Annotated in this window: 17 protein-coding genes; 8 read left to right on the top strand and 9 right to left on the bottom strand. The window is 46.5% G+C overall.

Features of this window, described 5'->3' with window-relative positions:
• Positions 1-23: 23 nt before the first annotated feature.
• The 9 genes from OM95_RS10890 to OM95_RS10845 all read right to left on the bottom strand — a co-directional run bounded on the left by OM95_RS10890 (position 24) and on the right by OM95_RS10845 (position 6,788).
• Positions 24-461 (bottom strand): hypothetical protein, encoded by a 438-nt coding sequence (locus OM95_RS10890; RefSeq protein WP_041873628.1) that lies wholly within the window; start codon positions 459-461, stop codon positions 24-26.
• Positions 449-1,186, bottom strand: coding sequence for a hypothetical protein (locus OM95_RS10885; protein ID WP_041873626.1), 738 nt, complete (start codon positions 1,184-1,186; stop codon positions 449-451). The genes OM95_RS10890 and OM95_RS10885 overlap by 13 nt, the downstream gene beginning before the upstream one ends.
• Positions 1,187-1,664: 478 nt before the next feature.
• Positions 1,665-2,489 carry a hypothetical protein gene (locus tag OM95_RS17290; protein WP_291516156.1) on the bottom strand — a complete coding sequence of 275 codons (825 nt, stop codon included), beginning with the start codon at positions 2,487-2,489 and terminating at the stop codon, positions 1,665-1,667.
• A 21-nt stretch (positions 2,490-2,510) separates the two neighbouring features.
• Positions 2,511-3,287 (bottom strand): MlaD family protein, encoded by a 777-nt coding sequence (locus OM95_RS10870; RefSeq protein WP_041873622.1) that lies wholly within the window; start codon positions 3,285-3,287, stop codon positions 2,511-2,513.
• Between the two features lie 8 nt (positions 3,288-3,295).
• On the bottom strand, positions 3,296-4,015 hold the full coding sequence (locus OM95_RS10865) for an ABC transporter permease (RefSeq protein ID WP_041873619.1): 720 nt from the start codon (positions 4,013-4,015) through the stop codon (positions 3,296-3,298).
• Positions 4,012-4,791, bottom strand: coding sequence for an ABC transporter permease (locus tag OM95_RS10860; protein ID WP_041873617.1), 780 nt, complete (start codon positions 4,789-4,791; stop codon positions 4,012-4,014). Before OM95_RS10860 ends, OM95_RS10865 begins: the two co-directional genes overlap by 4 nt.
• On the bottom strand, positions 4,788-5,474 hold the full coding sequence (locus OM95_RS10855) for an ABC transporter ATP-binding protein (protein ID WP_291516154.1): 687 nt from the start codon (positions 5,472-5,474) through the stop codon (positions 4,788-4,790). The genes OM95_RS10860 and OM95_RS10855 overlap by 4 nt, the downstream gene beginning before the upstream one ends.
• A gap of 87 nt (positions 5,475-5,561) precedes the next feature.
• Positions 5,562-5,957, bottom strand: a complete 396-nt coding sequence (locus OM95_RS10850; RefSeq protein ID WP_041873611.1) for a DUF2784 domain-containing protein — start codon at positions 5,955-5,957, stop codon at positions 5,562-5,564.
• Between the two features lie 75 nt (positions 5,958-6,032).
• A complete protein-coding gene (locus OM95_RS10845) occupies positions 6,033-6,788 on the bottom strand; it encodes an ABC transporter ATP-binding protein (protein ID WP_041873609.1) in 756 nt (251 codons plus the stop codon).
• Positions 6,789-6,925: 137 nt separating this feature from the next.
• On the opposite strand from OM95_RS10845, the gene mdh reads away from it, so the two are divergent.
• The 8 genes from mdh (at position 6,926) to OM95_RS10805 (ending at position 14,675) form a co-directional block, all read left to right on the top strand.
• Positions 6,926-7,870 (top strand): malate dehydrogenase, encoded by a 945-nt coding sequence (gene mdh, locus OM95_RS10840; protein ID WP_041873606.1) that lies wholly within the window; start codon positions 6,926-6,928, stop codon positions 7,868-7,870.
• Between the two features lie 66 nt (positions 7,871-7,936).
• Positions 7,937-9,100: an ADP-forming succinate--CoA ligase subunit beta gene (gene sucC, locus OM95_RS10835; RefSeq protein WP_041873603.1), complete on the top strand. Its 1,164-nt coding sequence runs from the start codon at positions 7,937-7,939 to the stop codon at positions 9,098-9,100.
• A gap of 5 nt (positions 9,101-9,105) precedes the next feature.
• Positions 9,106-9,975, top strand: a complete 870-nt coding sequence (gene sucD / locus OM95_RS10830) for a succinate--CoA ligase subunit alpha (RefSeq protein WP_041873600.1) — start codon at positions 9,106-9,108, stop codon at positions 9,973-9,975.
• Between the two features lie 233 nt (positions 9,976-10,208).
• On the top strand, positions 10,209-10,961 hold the full coding sequence (locus OM95_RS10825) for a hypothetical protein (RefSeq protein ID WP_291516152.1): 753 nt from the start codon (positions 10,209-10,211) through the stop codon (positions 10,959-10,961).
• Between the two features lie 187 nt (positions 10,962-11,148).
• Complete coding sequence (gene ndk / locus OM95_RS10820; RefSeq protein ID WP_041873596.1) at positions 11,149-11,574, top strand: nucleoside-diphosphate kinase; 426 nt, start codon at positions 11,149-11,151, stop codon at positions 11,572-11,574.
• A gap of 22 nt (positions 11,575-11,596) precedes the next feature.
• On the top strand, positions 11,597-12,778 hold the full coding sequence (locus OM95_RS10815; protein ID WP_041873594.1) for a class I SAM-dependent RNA methyltransferase: 1,182 nt from the start codon (positions 11,597-11,599) through the stop codon (positions 12,776-12,778).
• 23 nt (positions 12,779-12,801) lie between these two features.
• A complete protein-coding gene (locus OM95_RS10810; protein WP_041873592.1) occupies positions 12,802-13,548 on the top strand; it encodes a tetratricopeptide repeat protein in 747 nt (248 codons plus the stop codon).
• Positions 13,548-14,675: a helix-turn-helix domain-containing protein gene (locus tag OM95_RS10805; RefSeq protein ID WP_041873590.1), complete on the top strand. Its 1,128-nt coding sequence runs from the start codon at positions 13,548-13,550 to the stop codon at positions 14,673-14,675. The genes OM95_RS10810 and OM95_RS10805 overlap by 1 nt, the downstream gene beginning before the upstream one ends.
• Position 14,676 lies beyond the last annotated feature (1 nt).

Raw genomic sequence — 14,676 nt, 5'->3', positions numbered from 1 at the left:
CTTCCTCCAACAGGGCCACTCTATCACCCAGCTCCTAAAGAGTGAAAAAAATTTTGCAGAAGCGGTCCAAAAAGGAGCATCAAAAAGGCGGGGAATTGAAAAATCAGGAGGGGCACCAGCATTACAAATGGTAATCGCGCAATTTTATTTGTGATTTCGTCTTGGCAGGCCTCAATCAGCTCTTCCTCCAAGCGCACAAGGACACCGTGAATGGCCTCACCACGAAGTCCCCGCTCCAAAATTTGCAAAAGAGTACGTCGATGCAGCGAAGAAAGTCCCTGCACGCAGTCCTTGGGATCGTAACCCTGCTGCAAAAGAGCCAGCCACTGCGTCACAACTGCCGGGAACTCTCCTTCATTCTTTTTAATATAATACAAAACCCCCTGTTTGACGGACTGACCCTTTTCGACGGCACGTTTAACACAGGTTAATAATTCCAACGGTGGCGCTAAACCTTCCATTTCATCCTCCTTCCAGCCACAAATATCCAAACAAGCCCCCCAAAAAAGATAAGAAAGGACGTCAAAATAAGATTTTTGTGCTCTTTGAATCCGAATTGCATGATCACAAATAAAAAAAGTGCGACATAAAGAGCGGTGACAATTATCGCCTGCATTTTAATTTGCTGAGTGACTTGTCCAGACCTACGTCGAAAATCTTCATGCATTTTTAAATCGCGACGAAGTGCCTTCACTTGTTCGATACAACGACTTTGTGAACGATCAATTTCCTGAAGGTCGTCCCGGAAATCCTGTAGCAGAGCGGATTTCATGGCGATGACATTTTCCGACATCGCCAATGACTGATAGAGTTCCATCAGTTGGTGGCGCCTCCAACCTGATTGATTTTCGATGGCGGCATACAACGATGAGCGGAAAGATTTTCCTGTCTGAAGACCCAAAATCACGCCATCCAACAGGGGAATCAATGCGCTTCGCATTCCTTTCTGAAGAAAAAAACGCAAAATTGGCGGAAATAACTTTAAAGTTATCAAAAGAATGCCGATGAAAAGCCACAGTGAAGGTGCCGATGGCATGATCGCGGTGATGAAACTGATTACAACAAGGTTCGAAATCGCAAGAGATCGAAAAAGTTGTTGAGAGAAAGCGAAATCACGCGCCATTGATGAGAGAATTCGATGAACGAGCACATGTCCGATCATCGAAATCATAAAAAAGATAAGCAAGGGGCACCTCCACCGGCTTTTGAAGATCGCAAAAAATATGCAAGGTAAATTTTTTGTTGACGAGGCTGGTCTAATTGTTGAAGACTTAAGTTAAGAAAAGTTTTTATGTTAGAAACAACAACAACGTTTGCATCCTAGGAGGAGCACATGGCAAAGAAAGCAGCAAAAAAAGCTACTAAGAAAGCAGCTAAGAAAACTACTAAAAAAGCCGCTAAGAAAACTACAAAGAAAGCTACTAAAAAAGCTTCTAAGAAGTAATTCTTACGGAACTAGTTTAGTTCTTAACGAAAACCCCAGAGGCAACTCTGGGGTTTTTTTATGCCCTGAAACCCGCTGCCAGAGCCATTTTCCCATCACTAGCTGTTTTGTATTTTCTTAATTCAGATGAATAGCGGCAGGACAAAACTGCCTAAGACTTTGTCGGGCCTCAGCTAGGTGTGCGCAAGGCCCAATCGCTTCGTTGATTTTCGCAAGTCATTTAGAAATAGTAGATCGCACCAACAGATCCGCTGGGAAGAATCATCGAACGTTTTACTTCCCACATCGCCGTCAACTCGCCGAAGAAGGACAAGCCCGCGAATTCGCCATTGAGTTGATTATATTGAAGACCTGCTGACGCATTGACAAAATCTGTGCCAAAACGGCCGGTTTTCTTTTCGTTTTCAGTCAAAACCCGGTCCAGGATATCAGAATTTTCGTAATCGCTGGATCTGCCACGCGAATTGTACCAACGGGAGTATCCCACCGTTGTATATGGAGCCAAGAAATCGCCATCGAAAGCGTGCTTCCATGCCACTTGAACAGTGTTGTAGCCCGGTCCAGTGCCAAAACCTGCAAGAACACCATCGGCATCTTCGAAATTTAATTCCATATTGAAGCCCGCAAGGCCCAAGGATCCCCCGACAGCGACTCCCGCTCCCACTTTTCTTTCAGCGCGCATCTTCAGTGTTGTGTCGTAAGAGTATCCATTTGAGCCACTGTAATAAGTGTTTGTGGCTCCAGGAATAGAGTGAATCGCATCGCTTGATGTAGATCTTTGTGGTTTTGAAACAGCCGCGGGTGCCGCAAGCGTCTCTTGCTTGGTCGTGCCAGCCTCGATAACCAATGCACCTTGCTGGGGATTTTCTTCAAGGGATTCCGCCTGATTTTGGCGGCGGATGTCGCGGGCGTATTCGGCTTCGATAGAGCGCGATTTGGTTTTGATTGTCGCCGCATCAGAGCCAAGGTTCAAAGGAGCCGCATGGGCCTGACCAAGACTCAAGAAAAGGAGTGCTCCCAAGGAACACGCTGAAACTTTTAACATAGGACCTCCTTATTGGGAGATCTAGAAAATCCGGGCTCTTACGCCTTCTTCCTGAAGAAACTTTTTTATCGCGGGACCATCTAATGGTTCCAATCTAAAAAGGAGCTTATGAACTAAGTCATAAGTTTCTTCCGCTTTCTTAGATCTCATATTGTGAGTAAAATATGCCATGTCATCGCTGATTTTGACCGCGTTATCAAGCAATCTTGCTACATCCTGATTCTTGGTGGTTTTGTCCAAAAGAACCAGTGTTTTGTTGAAGTTTGTCGTCAATCTGTCCAGTTGTTGAATCATATTGCTGACGGAGCCTTCGTTTTTTTCCACCAAATCAATCAGCTTTCCTGCCAATCCGTAGCTTTGTGAGATCAACTGATCAATTCTTGGAGGATCTTCCCCTCGAACATAGTCTCCCGAAGAAAATTCACCCGCTTCCGCGCTTCCCGGGGAAATTTCCAGAAACTTTTCCCCAATAACCCCAGCAAGATTGATGAAAAATTTGGAATCTTTACGGACGCTGGTCCAGGCCTTTTTATCAATGGTGATGGTCAAACGCAGCTTAACTTCTTCACCGCTGGCCATTTTATAAGCTGGATCGAAGTGAATCGCTTTTACCTTGCCCACTTTGATACCCATAACCCGGACAGGAGATCCTTCTTCGATACCGCCGGCATAGTTAAACATCACATTGAGTTCTTTCGCATTCGTGAAAGGAGAAATAAAACCCATAAAGTAGGCGAACACTACGATGAGCGCCACAGAGACAAGAGCCAGCAAACCTACCTTGGTTTCAACCTTCATACGTTCTCCTAATAAAGATAACTAAAAGTATAGGATAAAATAAAATCAATCACAATAATTGCAATAGAAGCCACGACCACTGTATTCGTCGTCGCTCTGCCGACACCCTCTGCGCCTTGTTGACAGCGAAAGCCGAAATAGCACGCCACGATAGGGATCACGCCACCGAAACAGGCCCCTTTGATTGCCGCGAAAACCATATCTTGAAACTGGACAAATCGATCCATCGAAGTCAAAAACATCGAGGGCGTGTATCCCAAGTAATTTTGACTGACGAGCATTGCCGAAAAAATGCAGGTCATGTTCGCAATAATCGTCAACATCATACAGCCGAGAACACAGGCTAAAAAGCGCGGCACCACCAGATAGTTTACCGGATCAATACCCAACATTTTAAAGGCATCGACCTGTTCTGTGATTTGCATCGTGCCAACTTCGGAAGCATATCCCGCTCCTACTCTTGATGTCAGAAGAAGAGCTGTCAGGATTGCCCCTAATTCTCGTAAAATCAGAAGCGCGGCAAATCCGGGCACCATCGAATCATTTTGAATCACCAATTTCATGTGAAAAGAGGATTCTAGGATCGTGACAATGGCGGCAAATGAAACGCAGAACAGAATAATAAGAAGACTTTTATTGGCCACGAAATAAAGCTGTTGAAAGAACTCTTTCCGGCGAAAAGGCGGACTGAAGATTCCGGTCATGGTTTCAGCGATCAACGCGATCATGAACGATACCCCCGAATCATTTGTAAAATGACCTCTCCTAGAAAGCTTGTCATCCAGTCGACGACGACAATACAGATCATCGTGCTAACAGAAGTCGCAACCACGGCACGGCCAACGCCCTTCGCCCCTCCTGTTGTGGTAAATCCCTTGAAGGTGCAGATTGTCGCCAAAACAAGAGCAAACGCCCCACACTTGATGACGCCGCTTAAAATAGAAACTGGACTAACAATCATCGGGACATGACGAAGATATTCTTCAAAATTGACGCCGGCGAATGCATAGCCCATCAACATTCCGCCAAACACGGACATGATCAGGCCGCCACCTAAAAGAAAGAAGCTAGAGATAATAATTCCCAGAAAACGAGGCGCGATGATTTCCTGGATGGGATCAGCACCTAAGCATCGAACAGCATCGATTTGTTCAGTCACACGCATGGTGCCAAGTTCCGCCGATGTAAAGGCACCGACTTTTCCACTTAACATGAAAGCAATTAATAAGGGACCCACTTCACGAAAGGTTCCGCTGGTCGCAAGTCCACCAAGATACCCCAGGGCGCCAAACTCTTTCATTTGCAAGGCAAACTGAACCGTCATTATGGCGCCGACAAAAAAACCCGCCATCGCGGTGGTAAAAAAGCTGTCTGCCGTGACTTTCCAGATTTGCTCGAAAACTTCGTGCGTTTTAATTTGTTTGCGAACTAAAGATTCCAGGATTTTTTTAAGAAAAAGAAGGGCTCCCCCGACTTCATCCAGAATAGAAATCAGAAGAGTCATGCGCTCAGAACCTCAGATAGAAAGTCTTTTACTAGTGGATGGTCAGATTTTTTCAATTCTTCCGGAGTTCCCTGGGCAACAATACTTCCCTTGTCCAAAACAACAATGCGGTCAGCAATGGTTAAAGCACAATTCATATCGTGGCTGACCACCAAAGAAGTGGTTTTCAAAGTTCGTGAAAGATCCAAAATAAGTTGATTCACCGCTGTGGTTGTCACGGGATCAAGGCCGGTCGTGGGCTCATCAAAAAGTAGAACTCTAGGTTCTAGGGCCACGGTTCGCGCTAAACTGACCCGCTTTTGCATTCCGTAGGAAATCTGTGCCGGAGTTTTCTGCTCGATACCTTGCAGGTTGACCAGTCGCAAAGCTTTCGTCACCTTTTCTTTGATTGTCGCCTCATCAAGATTGTAATGACGACGAAGTCCGAAAGCGACGTTTTCAAAAACAGTTAGAGAATCGAACAAAGCGGGATGCTGAAAGACCATGCCGCATTTTTTGCGGACGGGAAGATATTGTTCTTCCGTAAATTTAGATACTTCTTCGTCATCAATCCAGATTTCACCTTCATCAGGCGTTAAAAGACCGACCAGATTCTTAAGTAGGACGGACTTACCTGTCCCCGATGTCCCCAAAATAAAAATGATCTCTCCCTCGCGGATTTTGAGACTTAATCCGTTAAGCACAGTCCTGGTTCCAAATCTCTTTACGAGGTTTTTAAATTCGATCACATCTCATGGTAGTGGGCCGCAACTTCGCGGGTCAACCAGCATTTAGTAGTGGGGCTTCTGAGGCGGGACTTTTAAATAAAGTCCGGTAATCACCGCCGCACCCAATAGGTATATAGTTATGAAAACCCAGGGCTCGAAGTCTTGAAATAGAATCTTCGAAATCCACTGCGCCACAAAGCCCGACTCGTAGTGCGTCGGCTCGTCGACCACCCCTCGCAGATGTTCTTCCCAGACCGTCAACGGACATGCGATCCCAAATACTGACTCGACGACGACAATTCCAATCATCGCCAGATGAATCCGACGAAGCCAAAGATTTCGCACCCATTTCCAATCCAACCATCCACCAATAACTATCAGGGGAATTGGAATAAGAATGGTAAAAACATAAAGAAAGTGGCAATAAAGAACGAAGTCAGCTCCGTATTCGTTGATCATGAGCTCAGAATACTCACTTACGAATGATCCAAAAGATCCAGTGAATGAAAAACAGTTTCTTACTGAACAGAAAACTCAGTTCATCGCCGTCAGTGGCCCTTCAAGTAAGCCTCGGACAAATTGATGAACGCGCGGGTCCGGATGGTTCTGTGTTTGTTCAGGAGTTCCGGTGATAATCAACTGCTGATCAACCACGACACCGATTCGATCTGCCATTTGATAAGCTCGATTCATGTCATTTGTGATTGCGACGACCGTCGATTTTTTTTCCATTTTTAATTTAAGAATAAGTTCAATGATCTTTTTTGACGTGATTGGATCTAGACCGGCGGTGGGATCGTCATAAAAAATAATTTCGGGATCTAGAGCGAGCGCTCTAGCAATTCCGAGGCGTTTTTGCATCCCGCCACTGATTTCGTCAGGGTACAAATCGCGTGCATGGGGAATTCCCACGGCGTCCAAAAAGTATTCTGCTTTTTTTGTAATTTCCCAATCGGTCAGCTTCGTCGTTTCCCGCAAAGGAAAACAGATGTTTTCGACACAGGTAAGGGAATCAAACAGCGCGTTCTTTTGAAATAAAATTCCCATTCTTTTAAGCACCGGAAGGCGCTGTTTGCTGCCAAGCGTTGCCCAGTCGTTTTGTTCAATAAAAACTTTGCCATTTTGAGGGGTTATCAGCCCTGACATGGTTTTCAGAAGGGTGGTTTTTCCTTGCCCACTAGGGCCGACAATAACGAAACATTCACCGGCCATAATATCAAGACTCACATTGCCTAACACCACGTGGTTGTCGAAGGCGACCTTGATATCTTGCAGGCGGATCATACTCATGCTTCGTCCAGTTCTTGTGCTGACGCCCTCTGCGCCCAGCGGTAAGTGTTGTCTCTAAATACGATTTGATATTGAATGTGTCATCGAACGCAAGTTTAAATTTTTTCCATTCGTTTTGAAGCCTTAAGGAGATTTACATGGCTCACAAAAGAAATAAAATTGCCGTTATCGGCGCAGGTTTCGTTGGTTCAACTACTGCTCACTGGGCAGCTCAAAAAGAACTTGGCGATGTTGTCATCTTGGACATCAATGAAGGTGCAGCCATTGGTAAAGCTTTGGATCTAGCGCAAGCCGGTCCAATTGAAATGTTTGATACAAAAATCAAAGGCACTAACAAGTACGAAGATATCGCAGATTCTGATGTTGTTATCATCACTGCCGGTATGCCACGCAAACCGGGCATGAGCCGCGATGAGCTTGTGGGTATCAATGCGAAAATCGTAAAAGATGTTTGTGAAGGCGTGAAAAAGTACGCACCAAATTCTTTTGTGATCGTGGTTTGTAACCCTATGGACGTTATGGCCGTTTACGCAAAACAAATCCTGGGCTTCCCTCGTGAGCGCGTCCTTGGCATGGGCGGTTGCTTGGATTCAGCACGTTTCCGTGCCTTCATCGCAGAAGAATTGAATGTCTCTGTCAAAGACGTCACTGGTATCGTTATCGGCAATCACGGTGATGCGATGATGCCTCTTGTTCGCCAAGCTTCTGTTTCTGGTATTCCTCTTACAGAGCTTCTTCCGGCTGATAAAATCGCAGCGATCGTGGCAAGAACTAAACAAGCGGGCGCGGAAATCGGCGGTCACTTGAAAACAGGTTCTGCTTACTACGCTCCTTCTCGTGGTGCAGTTGAAATGGCAGAAGCTATCCTTAAAGACCAAAAACGAGTTCTTCCAGTTGCAGTCGAGTTGACTGGTGAGTTCGGCGTGAATGAAGGCTTGATGGTCGGTGTTCTTGCGACCATCGGTGGCAAAGGTATCGAAAAAGTTCACAAGTTCGAAATGAACTCTGCGGAACAAGAAGAATTCAAAAAATCAGTAGACGCGGTTCGCACACTTGTGTCTGCTCTTAAAAACGTACAGTAATCGCGCTTTAGCGCAAGATTAAAGGCCTCTTAAAGAGGCCTTTTCTGAATTAGAATTGGAGATAAAATGAATATTCATGAGTATCAGGCCAAAGAGATTCTCAGAAAATTTGGCGTAGCGACTTTAAAGGGTAAAGTCGCACACTCACCTGAAGAGGCAGTAGCTGCTGCAAAAGAAATCGGTGGAAATCTTTGGGTTGTCAAAGCTCAGATTCACGCTGGCGGCCGCGGTAAAGGCGGCGGCGTTAAGATCGCTAAGACTTTGCAAGAAGTTGAAGATCTAACTAAAAAAATGATCGGCATGACTTTGGTGACTCACCAAACGGGTCCTGAAGGTAAAGTTGTTCAAAAAGTTTTCATCGAACAGGGTTGCAACATTGCCAAAGAATACTATGTGGCGTGTTTGATCGACCGTGCAACAGGAAGAGCCGCCATGATGGCTTCTTCTGAAGGCGGCATGGACATCGAGGAAGTTGCGGAAAAACATCCGGAAGCGATCATCAAAGTTGATATCGATCCGACTGTGGGCTTGATGCCTTTCCAAGCTCGCCAATTGGCTTTCAAAATCGGCATGGCTCCGGAAATCGTGAATAAAGCAGTTAAATTCTTCCAAGGCCTTTATAACGCTTTCGTGACGACAGATTGCTCGATTGCGGAAATCAATCCTCTTGTTGTGACTAAAGAAGGCGAAGTTCTTTGTTTGGACGCAAAGATGAACTTCGATTCCAACGCCCTTTTCAGACATCAAGACATCGTAGAACTTCGTGACTTGAATGAAGAAGAACCTTCTGAAATCGAAGCATCCAAATACGACCTAGCGTTCATCAAGCTTGATGGCAACATCGGCTGCCTTGTGAACGGTGCGGGCCTGGCGATGGCCACTCTGGATATCATCAAGCTTCACGGCGCTTCTCCAGCGAACTTCTTGGATGTCGGCGGCGGTGCCAACAAAGAAAAAGTGACTGCGGCTTTCAAAATCATTCTTAAAGATCCGAACGTAAAGGGAATCTTGGTCAATATCTTCGGTGGTATCATGAAATGCGACATCATTGCGGAAGGTGTGATCGCGGCTTCTAAAGAGTTGGGTTTGAAAGTTCCTCTTGTGTGCCGTCTTGAAGGTACAAACGTAGAACTTGGTAAAAAAATGTTGAGAGAAAGCGGATTGAATATCACTCCTGCTGACGACCTCACAGATGCAGCTAAAAAGATCGTTGCTGCGGTAAAAGGATAATCGACATGGCAATTCTTATTAACAAAGACACAAAAGTTATCTGCCAAGGTTTCACTGGAGCTCAAGGCACTTTCCACTCTGAGCAAGCCGTTGCCTACGGAACTAAAATGGTTGGTGGTGTGACTCCGGGTAAAGGTGGCACAACTCACATCGGTCTTCCTGTGTTCAACACAGTGGCTGATGCCAAAGAAAAAACCGGCTGTAATGCCTCTGTTATCTTCGTTCCACCTCCATTTGCAGCAGACTCCATCATGGAAGCTGTCGACGCTGAGTTGGATCTAGTGATTTGTATCACTGAAGGCATTCCGGTTTTAGACATGGTGAAGGTTAAAAAATTCATGCAAGGCAAGAAGACTCGCCTAGTGGGTCCAAACTGCCCGGGCGTGATCACTCCAGGTGAATGTAAAATCGGTATCATGCCTGGTCACATTCACAAACCAGGTCGTATCGGCGTTCTTTCTCGCTCTGGCACATTGACTTACGAAGCTGTCGGTCAATTGACGGCATTGGGCCTTGGCCAATCTACTTGCGTAGGTATCGGTGGTGACCCAGTGAACGGAACAAACTTCATCGACGTTCTAGAAATGTACAACAAAGACAAAGACACTGACGCCGTGATCATGATCGGTGAAATCGGTGGATCCGCCGAAGAAGAAGCGGCTGAGTACATCAAACGTGAATTCAAAAAGCCAGTGACAGCGTTCATCGCAGGTGCGGCAGCTCCTAAAGGTAAACGTATGGGTCACGCCGGTGCGATCATCAGTGGTGGCAAAGGCACCGCAGAAGCGAAGTTCGAAGCTTTGATGTCTGCTGGCTGTAAGATCTCTCGCTCTCCGGCAGAGATGGGAATCACTTTGAAATCTATGTTGAAGTAATTCTTCTAAGAGCTCAAATTTCCGAGCCCACGGTAGCACCGTGGGCTTTTTTTTTAGCAAATCAACGATTCAAGAATCGCTCGCACAGTGTGCAATCGCGCAAGGCGTACTCGCCCGTTTGTTATCGCGGACTTATCGACAACAAAAGTGTCAAAAACATAGACAGCTTAAGAATTTTTTTCCGAAAGTGTTTTGGGGCCCACCGAATGACGGCCCTATGCTACAAACGGAATATGAAAAGAGCATGCATTTTAGCTATTAGTGCTATTGTCTTTTGGACGTTCAACTCATTCGCAAACACGGAAGAGTCGTTCACTCGCGGTTTTCTGTTGGCCGTCGACACCCGCGACCATAAAGCCTGCGAACAGACGGCTCTTAGAATCCAAGGCATGTCCGGTCTTAAAATATCAAGTCTTTGCGCTCAGGACGGACGTCACCCCTTTGCCGTTGCTGTCATTACGGTTCCTATCGACGAGTTCGAATACCTTGCCGAAATCACAAAAGAAGGCGGCTCTTATCCCAAAGTCGCTCGGGAAGACAGAACGTCTTTGATCGTTTCTCTGCCGCGGTCGCGCGATACAGAAACATATTTCCGAATCTCTGCACGCCGAGACCGTCTTTCTATCACTGTTTTCCGCGAGAGCACCTTTGGGGCCATGGAAGAGCGCCGAGAAAGCTTTGTTCAGATGTCTTTCTTAATGAAAGGGGTCGGCCCCCGAGGGATGAAAGATACTCAGGTGGCTAGCTCCTTAGATCGACGACTGGTTTATAATCGCGGCGCCACTGAGCTGACTCAATCTCAGTATAAATCGGTAGCGGCAAACGCCGCAAACATCATGGACGCCGTCAACGGCGCAATTCAGAACGTCACCTCTCCACGTGTCTCTTTGGATCTTTTCATCCCACCGGATGTTTGTGAATCCAATCGATACTGCCGTGGAGATGAACTCATTCGAGTTGGCGTTAGCGTTGTCATTCACTTCTAATTGTATAAATGAATTCAAGTTTTTCATGCACACAGCTCAGCATATTGACCTGTATACGAAGAAAACGTGACTCAAGGCATTATTTTATAAAAATAAAGGCTACTTGGATAGTGGACATGCGGAAGCCAATTCGCTAAAACTCCTAGGTTCTATTTTAAAAACGGTCTGTAAACTACAAGGAGATACCATGGCTATCGAGCAAACATTCTCAATCATTAAGCCAAACGCAATGAAGAAAAACGCTATCGGCGACATCATCAGCATGTTTGAAGCAAACGGCTTGAAAATCGCTGCTGCAAAAATCACAATCCTTTCTAAAGCTAAAGCTGAAGAATTCTATGCTGAACACAAAGAACGTCCTTTCTTTGGCGAACTAGTTTCTTTCATGACTTCAGGCCCTGTTTGCTTGATGTGCTTGCAAGGTGAAAACGCTGTTTTGAAAAACCGCGAAATCATGGGCGCTACAGATCCTAAGAAAGCTAACGCTGGAACAGTTCGCGCTAAGTTCGGTGACAACGTTGGTGAAAACGCTGTTCACGGTTCTGACTCTGCAGCTTCTGCAGCTCGCGAACTTGCTTTGTTCTTCGAAAAGCATGAAATCTGCAACGTATAATTAAAACGAATTGCGATTTTAAATGTCTGCGAAAATAAACAAGGGGGGAGCGCAAGCTCCCCTTCTTGGTTCCAAGATCAAACTGCATATTGAAAAGCTGTCCATTGGCGGTGCTGGAGTCGCTCGACACGAGGGCATGGTCGTCTTCGTTCCTCAAGCAGCGCCTAATGAAGAGGTTTTAGCCGAAGTGACCTTGGTCAAAAAGAACTTTACAGAGGCAAAAATTCTGGAAGTTCTTAAGCCCGGTCCGTCTCGCCGTACACCTCCCTGCCCCGTTGCCAACATTTGCGGCGGCTGCAATTGGCAACACATCACCGAAGAAGAGCAGCTTGCGCAAAAAGAAAAGTTGGTTCTTGAAACTATCAAGAAATTCAATCCGACTTTGAAGTTTGATTATTTGCCCATACAAAAAAGTCCTCGGTCTTTAAGATATCGAAATCGCATTCAACCAAAGTTTCAGCACGGTCGCTTTGGCTTTTTCGCGAGAAATTCCCACGACATTGTGGAAATCAGCGATTGCCCTATTACCGAAGAGGCTTTGACGGAAAAGTTTTCGGAAGTGAAATCCTGGGCTCAGCAAAAAAACGCCAAAGAGCTCTTGCGCCTTGAGATGTATATCTCCGAAGAAGGTCCTGTCCGTTATGGTCTTATCACTGAAGACGACGACGGCATCGGGTTTTCCCAAGTGAACCGCTTCCAAAATGAGGACCTTGTCCGTACGGCCCTGGACTGGGCGGGCGAGGAAAACTTCGCCCATGTTTTTGACCTTTATGCGGGTGCCGGGAACTTTACTTTCCCCTTAGCTCACAAGTACCCCATGGCAAGCATCACTGGTGTTGAGCTGAACCCAAAGCTGGTGGAACGCGCCAAGAGCAAAGCCAAAGAAAAACGCATGAAGTATTTCCTCTCTGACGTCGAAAACTTTATGCGAAGGGCGCAAATCGGGACCGAAGACTTGGTTTTACTGGATCCGCCACGCGCCGGAGCCAGTGAATATATCATGAGAGCCTTGGCCTCGGCGGCTTCTAAAAAAATCATTTACATCAGTTGCCACCCGGTTTCTTTGGCACGGGATCTTAACTGGTTCTTTGCTTGGGCGCAGAAGCTTGGCAAATCTGCGACGCTCTCAAGGGTTCAAACCTTTGAGATGTTCCCTCAGACTGACCATGTTGAGACTATTGCAGAGCTCAGGGTTGACTCCTAGTCTTCAAATGATACCTTTTTAGCATGCGTAAATGGATTCTCGCACTGACTCTTTTATCCGCACTTGGATGTGCCAGTCAGGATAAGCAAAAAGCTGATTTGTATCTACGAATGGGTGCTGCTCAAATGGAAAGCGGCAACTACCCTTACGCGCTTCGCGACCTTCTGAAGGCCGAAGAACTTGATGCAAAAAATCCGGCCACACAAAACAACCTGGGGTTGGTCTACTTTTTCCGCGAGCGGTACGATCTGGCCAAAAAGCATCTGCAAAACGCTCTGGATCTAGAACCTAGGTACACAGAAGCCCGTAATAACCTTGCCCGCGTTCTCATTGAAGAGGGAAAATTCACGCAGGCCGAAAAAGAACTGCAGGTCGTGTTGGCAGATCTAACGTATCCGACTCCAGAGAAAGCTTATGTGAATCTGGGTCTGGCTAAGTTCAATCAAAAAGATTTCGTGGGTGCCCGCACCGCTTTTACGAAGGTTCTTAACACAAATCCGGATGATTGCATCGGCAACACCTACTTTGGTCGTACCTTCTTTGAAACTGAAGACTACGCTCGTGCCGCGGAATCTTTGGATCGCGCCATCGGTTTTTGTCAAAAAATTCTTTACGACGAACCCCACTACTACAGTGCCTTAGCCTATTACCGCTTGGGAGATAAATCCAAATCGGTGGCGCGCTTTGAAGAGCTTATCAAGTACTATCCTTCAGGAAAGTACCGTGAAAAAGCAAAGGGCATGCTCAGCTTGATTCGAAAGGGACACTAATGAAAAAAACCGGTGAAATTTTAAAGAAAGCCCGCGAGGAAAAAGGCCTCTCTCTTCACGAAATTGGTCTTTCTTTGAAAATCAACAGCAAGGTTTTGAAGGCCATCGAAGAAGGAGATGAAAAACAATTGCCCGCAAAAACATTTTTGCGCGGATTTGTTCAGAGTTATGCCAACTTTCTTCAACTGGATTCAGATAAGGTCCTGGAAGTATTCTATGAAGAAATGGGCTCAACAAAGCCCCAACCTTATATCCGTCAAACAGACGCACCCAAAGTTGAAACTTCCGACGAACGCCCGACAGCGCCAGAGGCTACGACCACGCCTTCTGTGACAACGGAAAAGAAACAAGAAAAGGAGCTGGAAGCCACGGTCACGCCCATCCGTCGCAGCACGCCGCCTTCCTCAGGAAAATCAGATTTAAAATCTCTTCAGGAAAATAAATCCACCAAAACCATTGCCATCGTTGTCGTGGGTTTCGTTTTAGTTGGTCTGATTCTTTTCACCAAAAAAATGATCGACAAATACTCCAAAGAAGCTGAAGTGCCGAGCAGCGAAGTTGCGCAAACAATGGAAGGCGCCACTCCAGTGATCTCCGAAACACCGCAACTCACGGACGTTGACTCTAACGGAGAAGCAAGTCCACTAACTAATCTGACGGCCACGCCCGCGCCGACCACTCCGGCTAGTATGCCGTCGCCTTCTCCGACGTCTTCTCCCTTGGTGTCCACACCAACGCCAACACCATCTCCGGTAGCAACGGCAAGTCCGGCGCCGACAGCGAAGCCAAGTCCCACTCCGGCGGCAAGTCCGACCGCAACGGCGACACCTGTCGCCTCGGCAACGCCAACGCCCAGTCCTTCACCGTCGCCTTCTCCGACGCCCAAGGAAACCAATAAACCTGTCGAACTTATCGTGGAAGCTCTTGATACAGTTGAAATCGAATATTCTGCGCCCAACGGGAAGCCACAGAAAATTCGTTTGTCTGCTGAACAGGTCCACACTTTTAAAAGCAAAAGCGGTCTTCGCATCAGCTTCTCAAATGGTGGCGCCGTGAACTTGATTCATAACGGTCGAGAAATCGGTATCCCCGGCGACCTCGGCAAGCCTATTAAGTTGAGCTACTAAA

Source organism: Bdellovibrio sp. ArHS (assembly GCF_000786105.1).
Lineage (GTDB): Bacteria > Bdellovibrionota > Bdellovibrionia > Bdellovibrionales > Bdellovibrionaceae > Bdellovibrio.
Note: the sequence above shows the minus strand (reverse complement) of the source record. Positions and strands in the feature narration are given on the sequence as shown.

What these genes read in the sequence shown, in the direction of transcription:
- OM95_RS10890 (WP_041873628.1), bottom strand. Translation starts at nt 461, where the DNA reads ATGGAAGGTTTAGCGCCACCGTTGGAATTATTAACCTGTGTTAAACGT.
- OM95_RS17290 (WP_291516156.1), bottom strand. Translation starts at nt 2,489, where the DNA reads ATGTTAAAAGTTTCAGCGTGTTCCTTGGGAGCACTCCTTTTCTTGAGT.
- OM95_RS10870 (WP_041873622.1), bottom strand. Translation starts at nt 3,287, where the DNA reads ATGAAGGTTGAAACCAAGGTAGGTTTGCTGGCTCTTGTCTCTGTGGCG.
- OM95_RS10865 (WP_041873619.1), bottom strand. Translation starts at nt 4,015, where the DNA reads ATGATCGCGTTGATCGCTGAAACCATGACCGGAATCTTCAGTCCGCCT.
- OM95_RS10860 (WP_041873617.1), bottom strand. Translation starts at nt 4,791, where the DNA reads ATGACTCTTCTGATTTCTATTCTGGATGAAGTCGGGGGAGCCCTTCTT.
- OM95_RS10850 (WP_041873611.1), bottom strand. Translation starts at nt 5,957, where the DNA reads ATGATCAACGAATACGGAGCTGACTTCGTTCTTTATTGCCACTTTCTT.
- OM95_RS10845 (WP_041873609.1), bottom strand. Translation starts at nt 6,788, where the DNA reads ATGAGTATGATCCGCCTGCAAGATATCAAGGTCGCCTTCGACAACCAC.
- mdh (WP_041873606.1), top strand. Translation starts at nt 6,926, where the DNA reads ATGGCTCACAAAAGAAATAAAATTGCCGTTATCGGCGCAGGTTTCGTT.
- sucC (WP_041873603.1), top strand. Translation starts at nt 7,937, where the DNA reads ATGAATATTCATGAGTATCAGGCCAAAGAGATTCTCAGAAAATTTGGC.
- sucD (WP_041873600.1), top strand. Translation starts at nt 9,106, where the DNA reads ATGGCAATTCTTATTAACAAAGACACAAAAGTTATCTGCCAAGGTTTC.
- OM95_RS10825 (WP_291516152.1), top strand. Translation starts at nt 10,209, where the DNA reads ATGAAAAGAGCATGCATTTTAGCTATTAGTGCTATTGTCTTTTGGACG.
- ndk (WP_041873596.1), top strand. Translation starts at nt 11,149, where the DNA reads ATGGCTATCGAGCAAACATTCTCAATCATTAAGCCAAACGCAATGAAG.
- OM95_RS10815 (WP_041873594.1), top strand. Translation starts at nt 11,597, where the DNA reads ATGTCTGCGAAAATAAACAAGGGGGGAGCGCAAGCTCCCCTTCTTGGT.
- OM95_RS10810 (WP_041873592.1), top strand. Translation starts at nt 12,802, where the DNA reads ATGCGTAAATGGATTCTCGCACTGACTCTTTTATCCGCACTTGGATGT.
- OM95_RS10805 (WP_041873590.1), top strand. Translation starts at nt 13,548, where the DNA reads ATGAAAAAAACCGGTGAAATTTTAAAGAAAGCCCGCGAGGAAAAAGGC.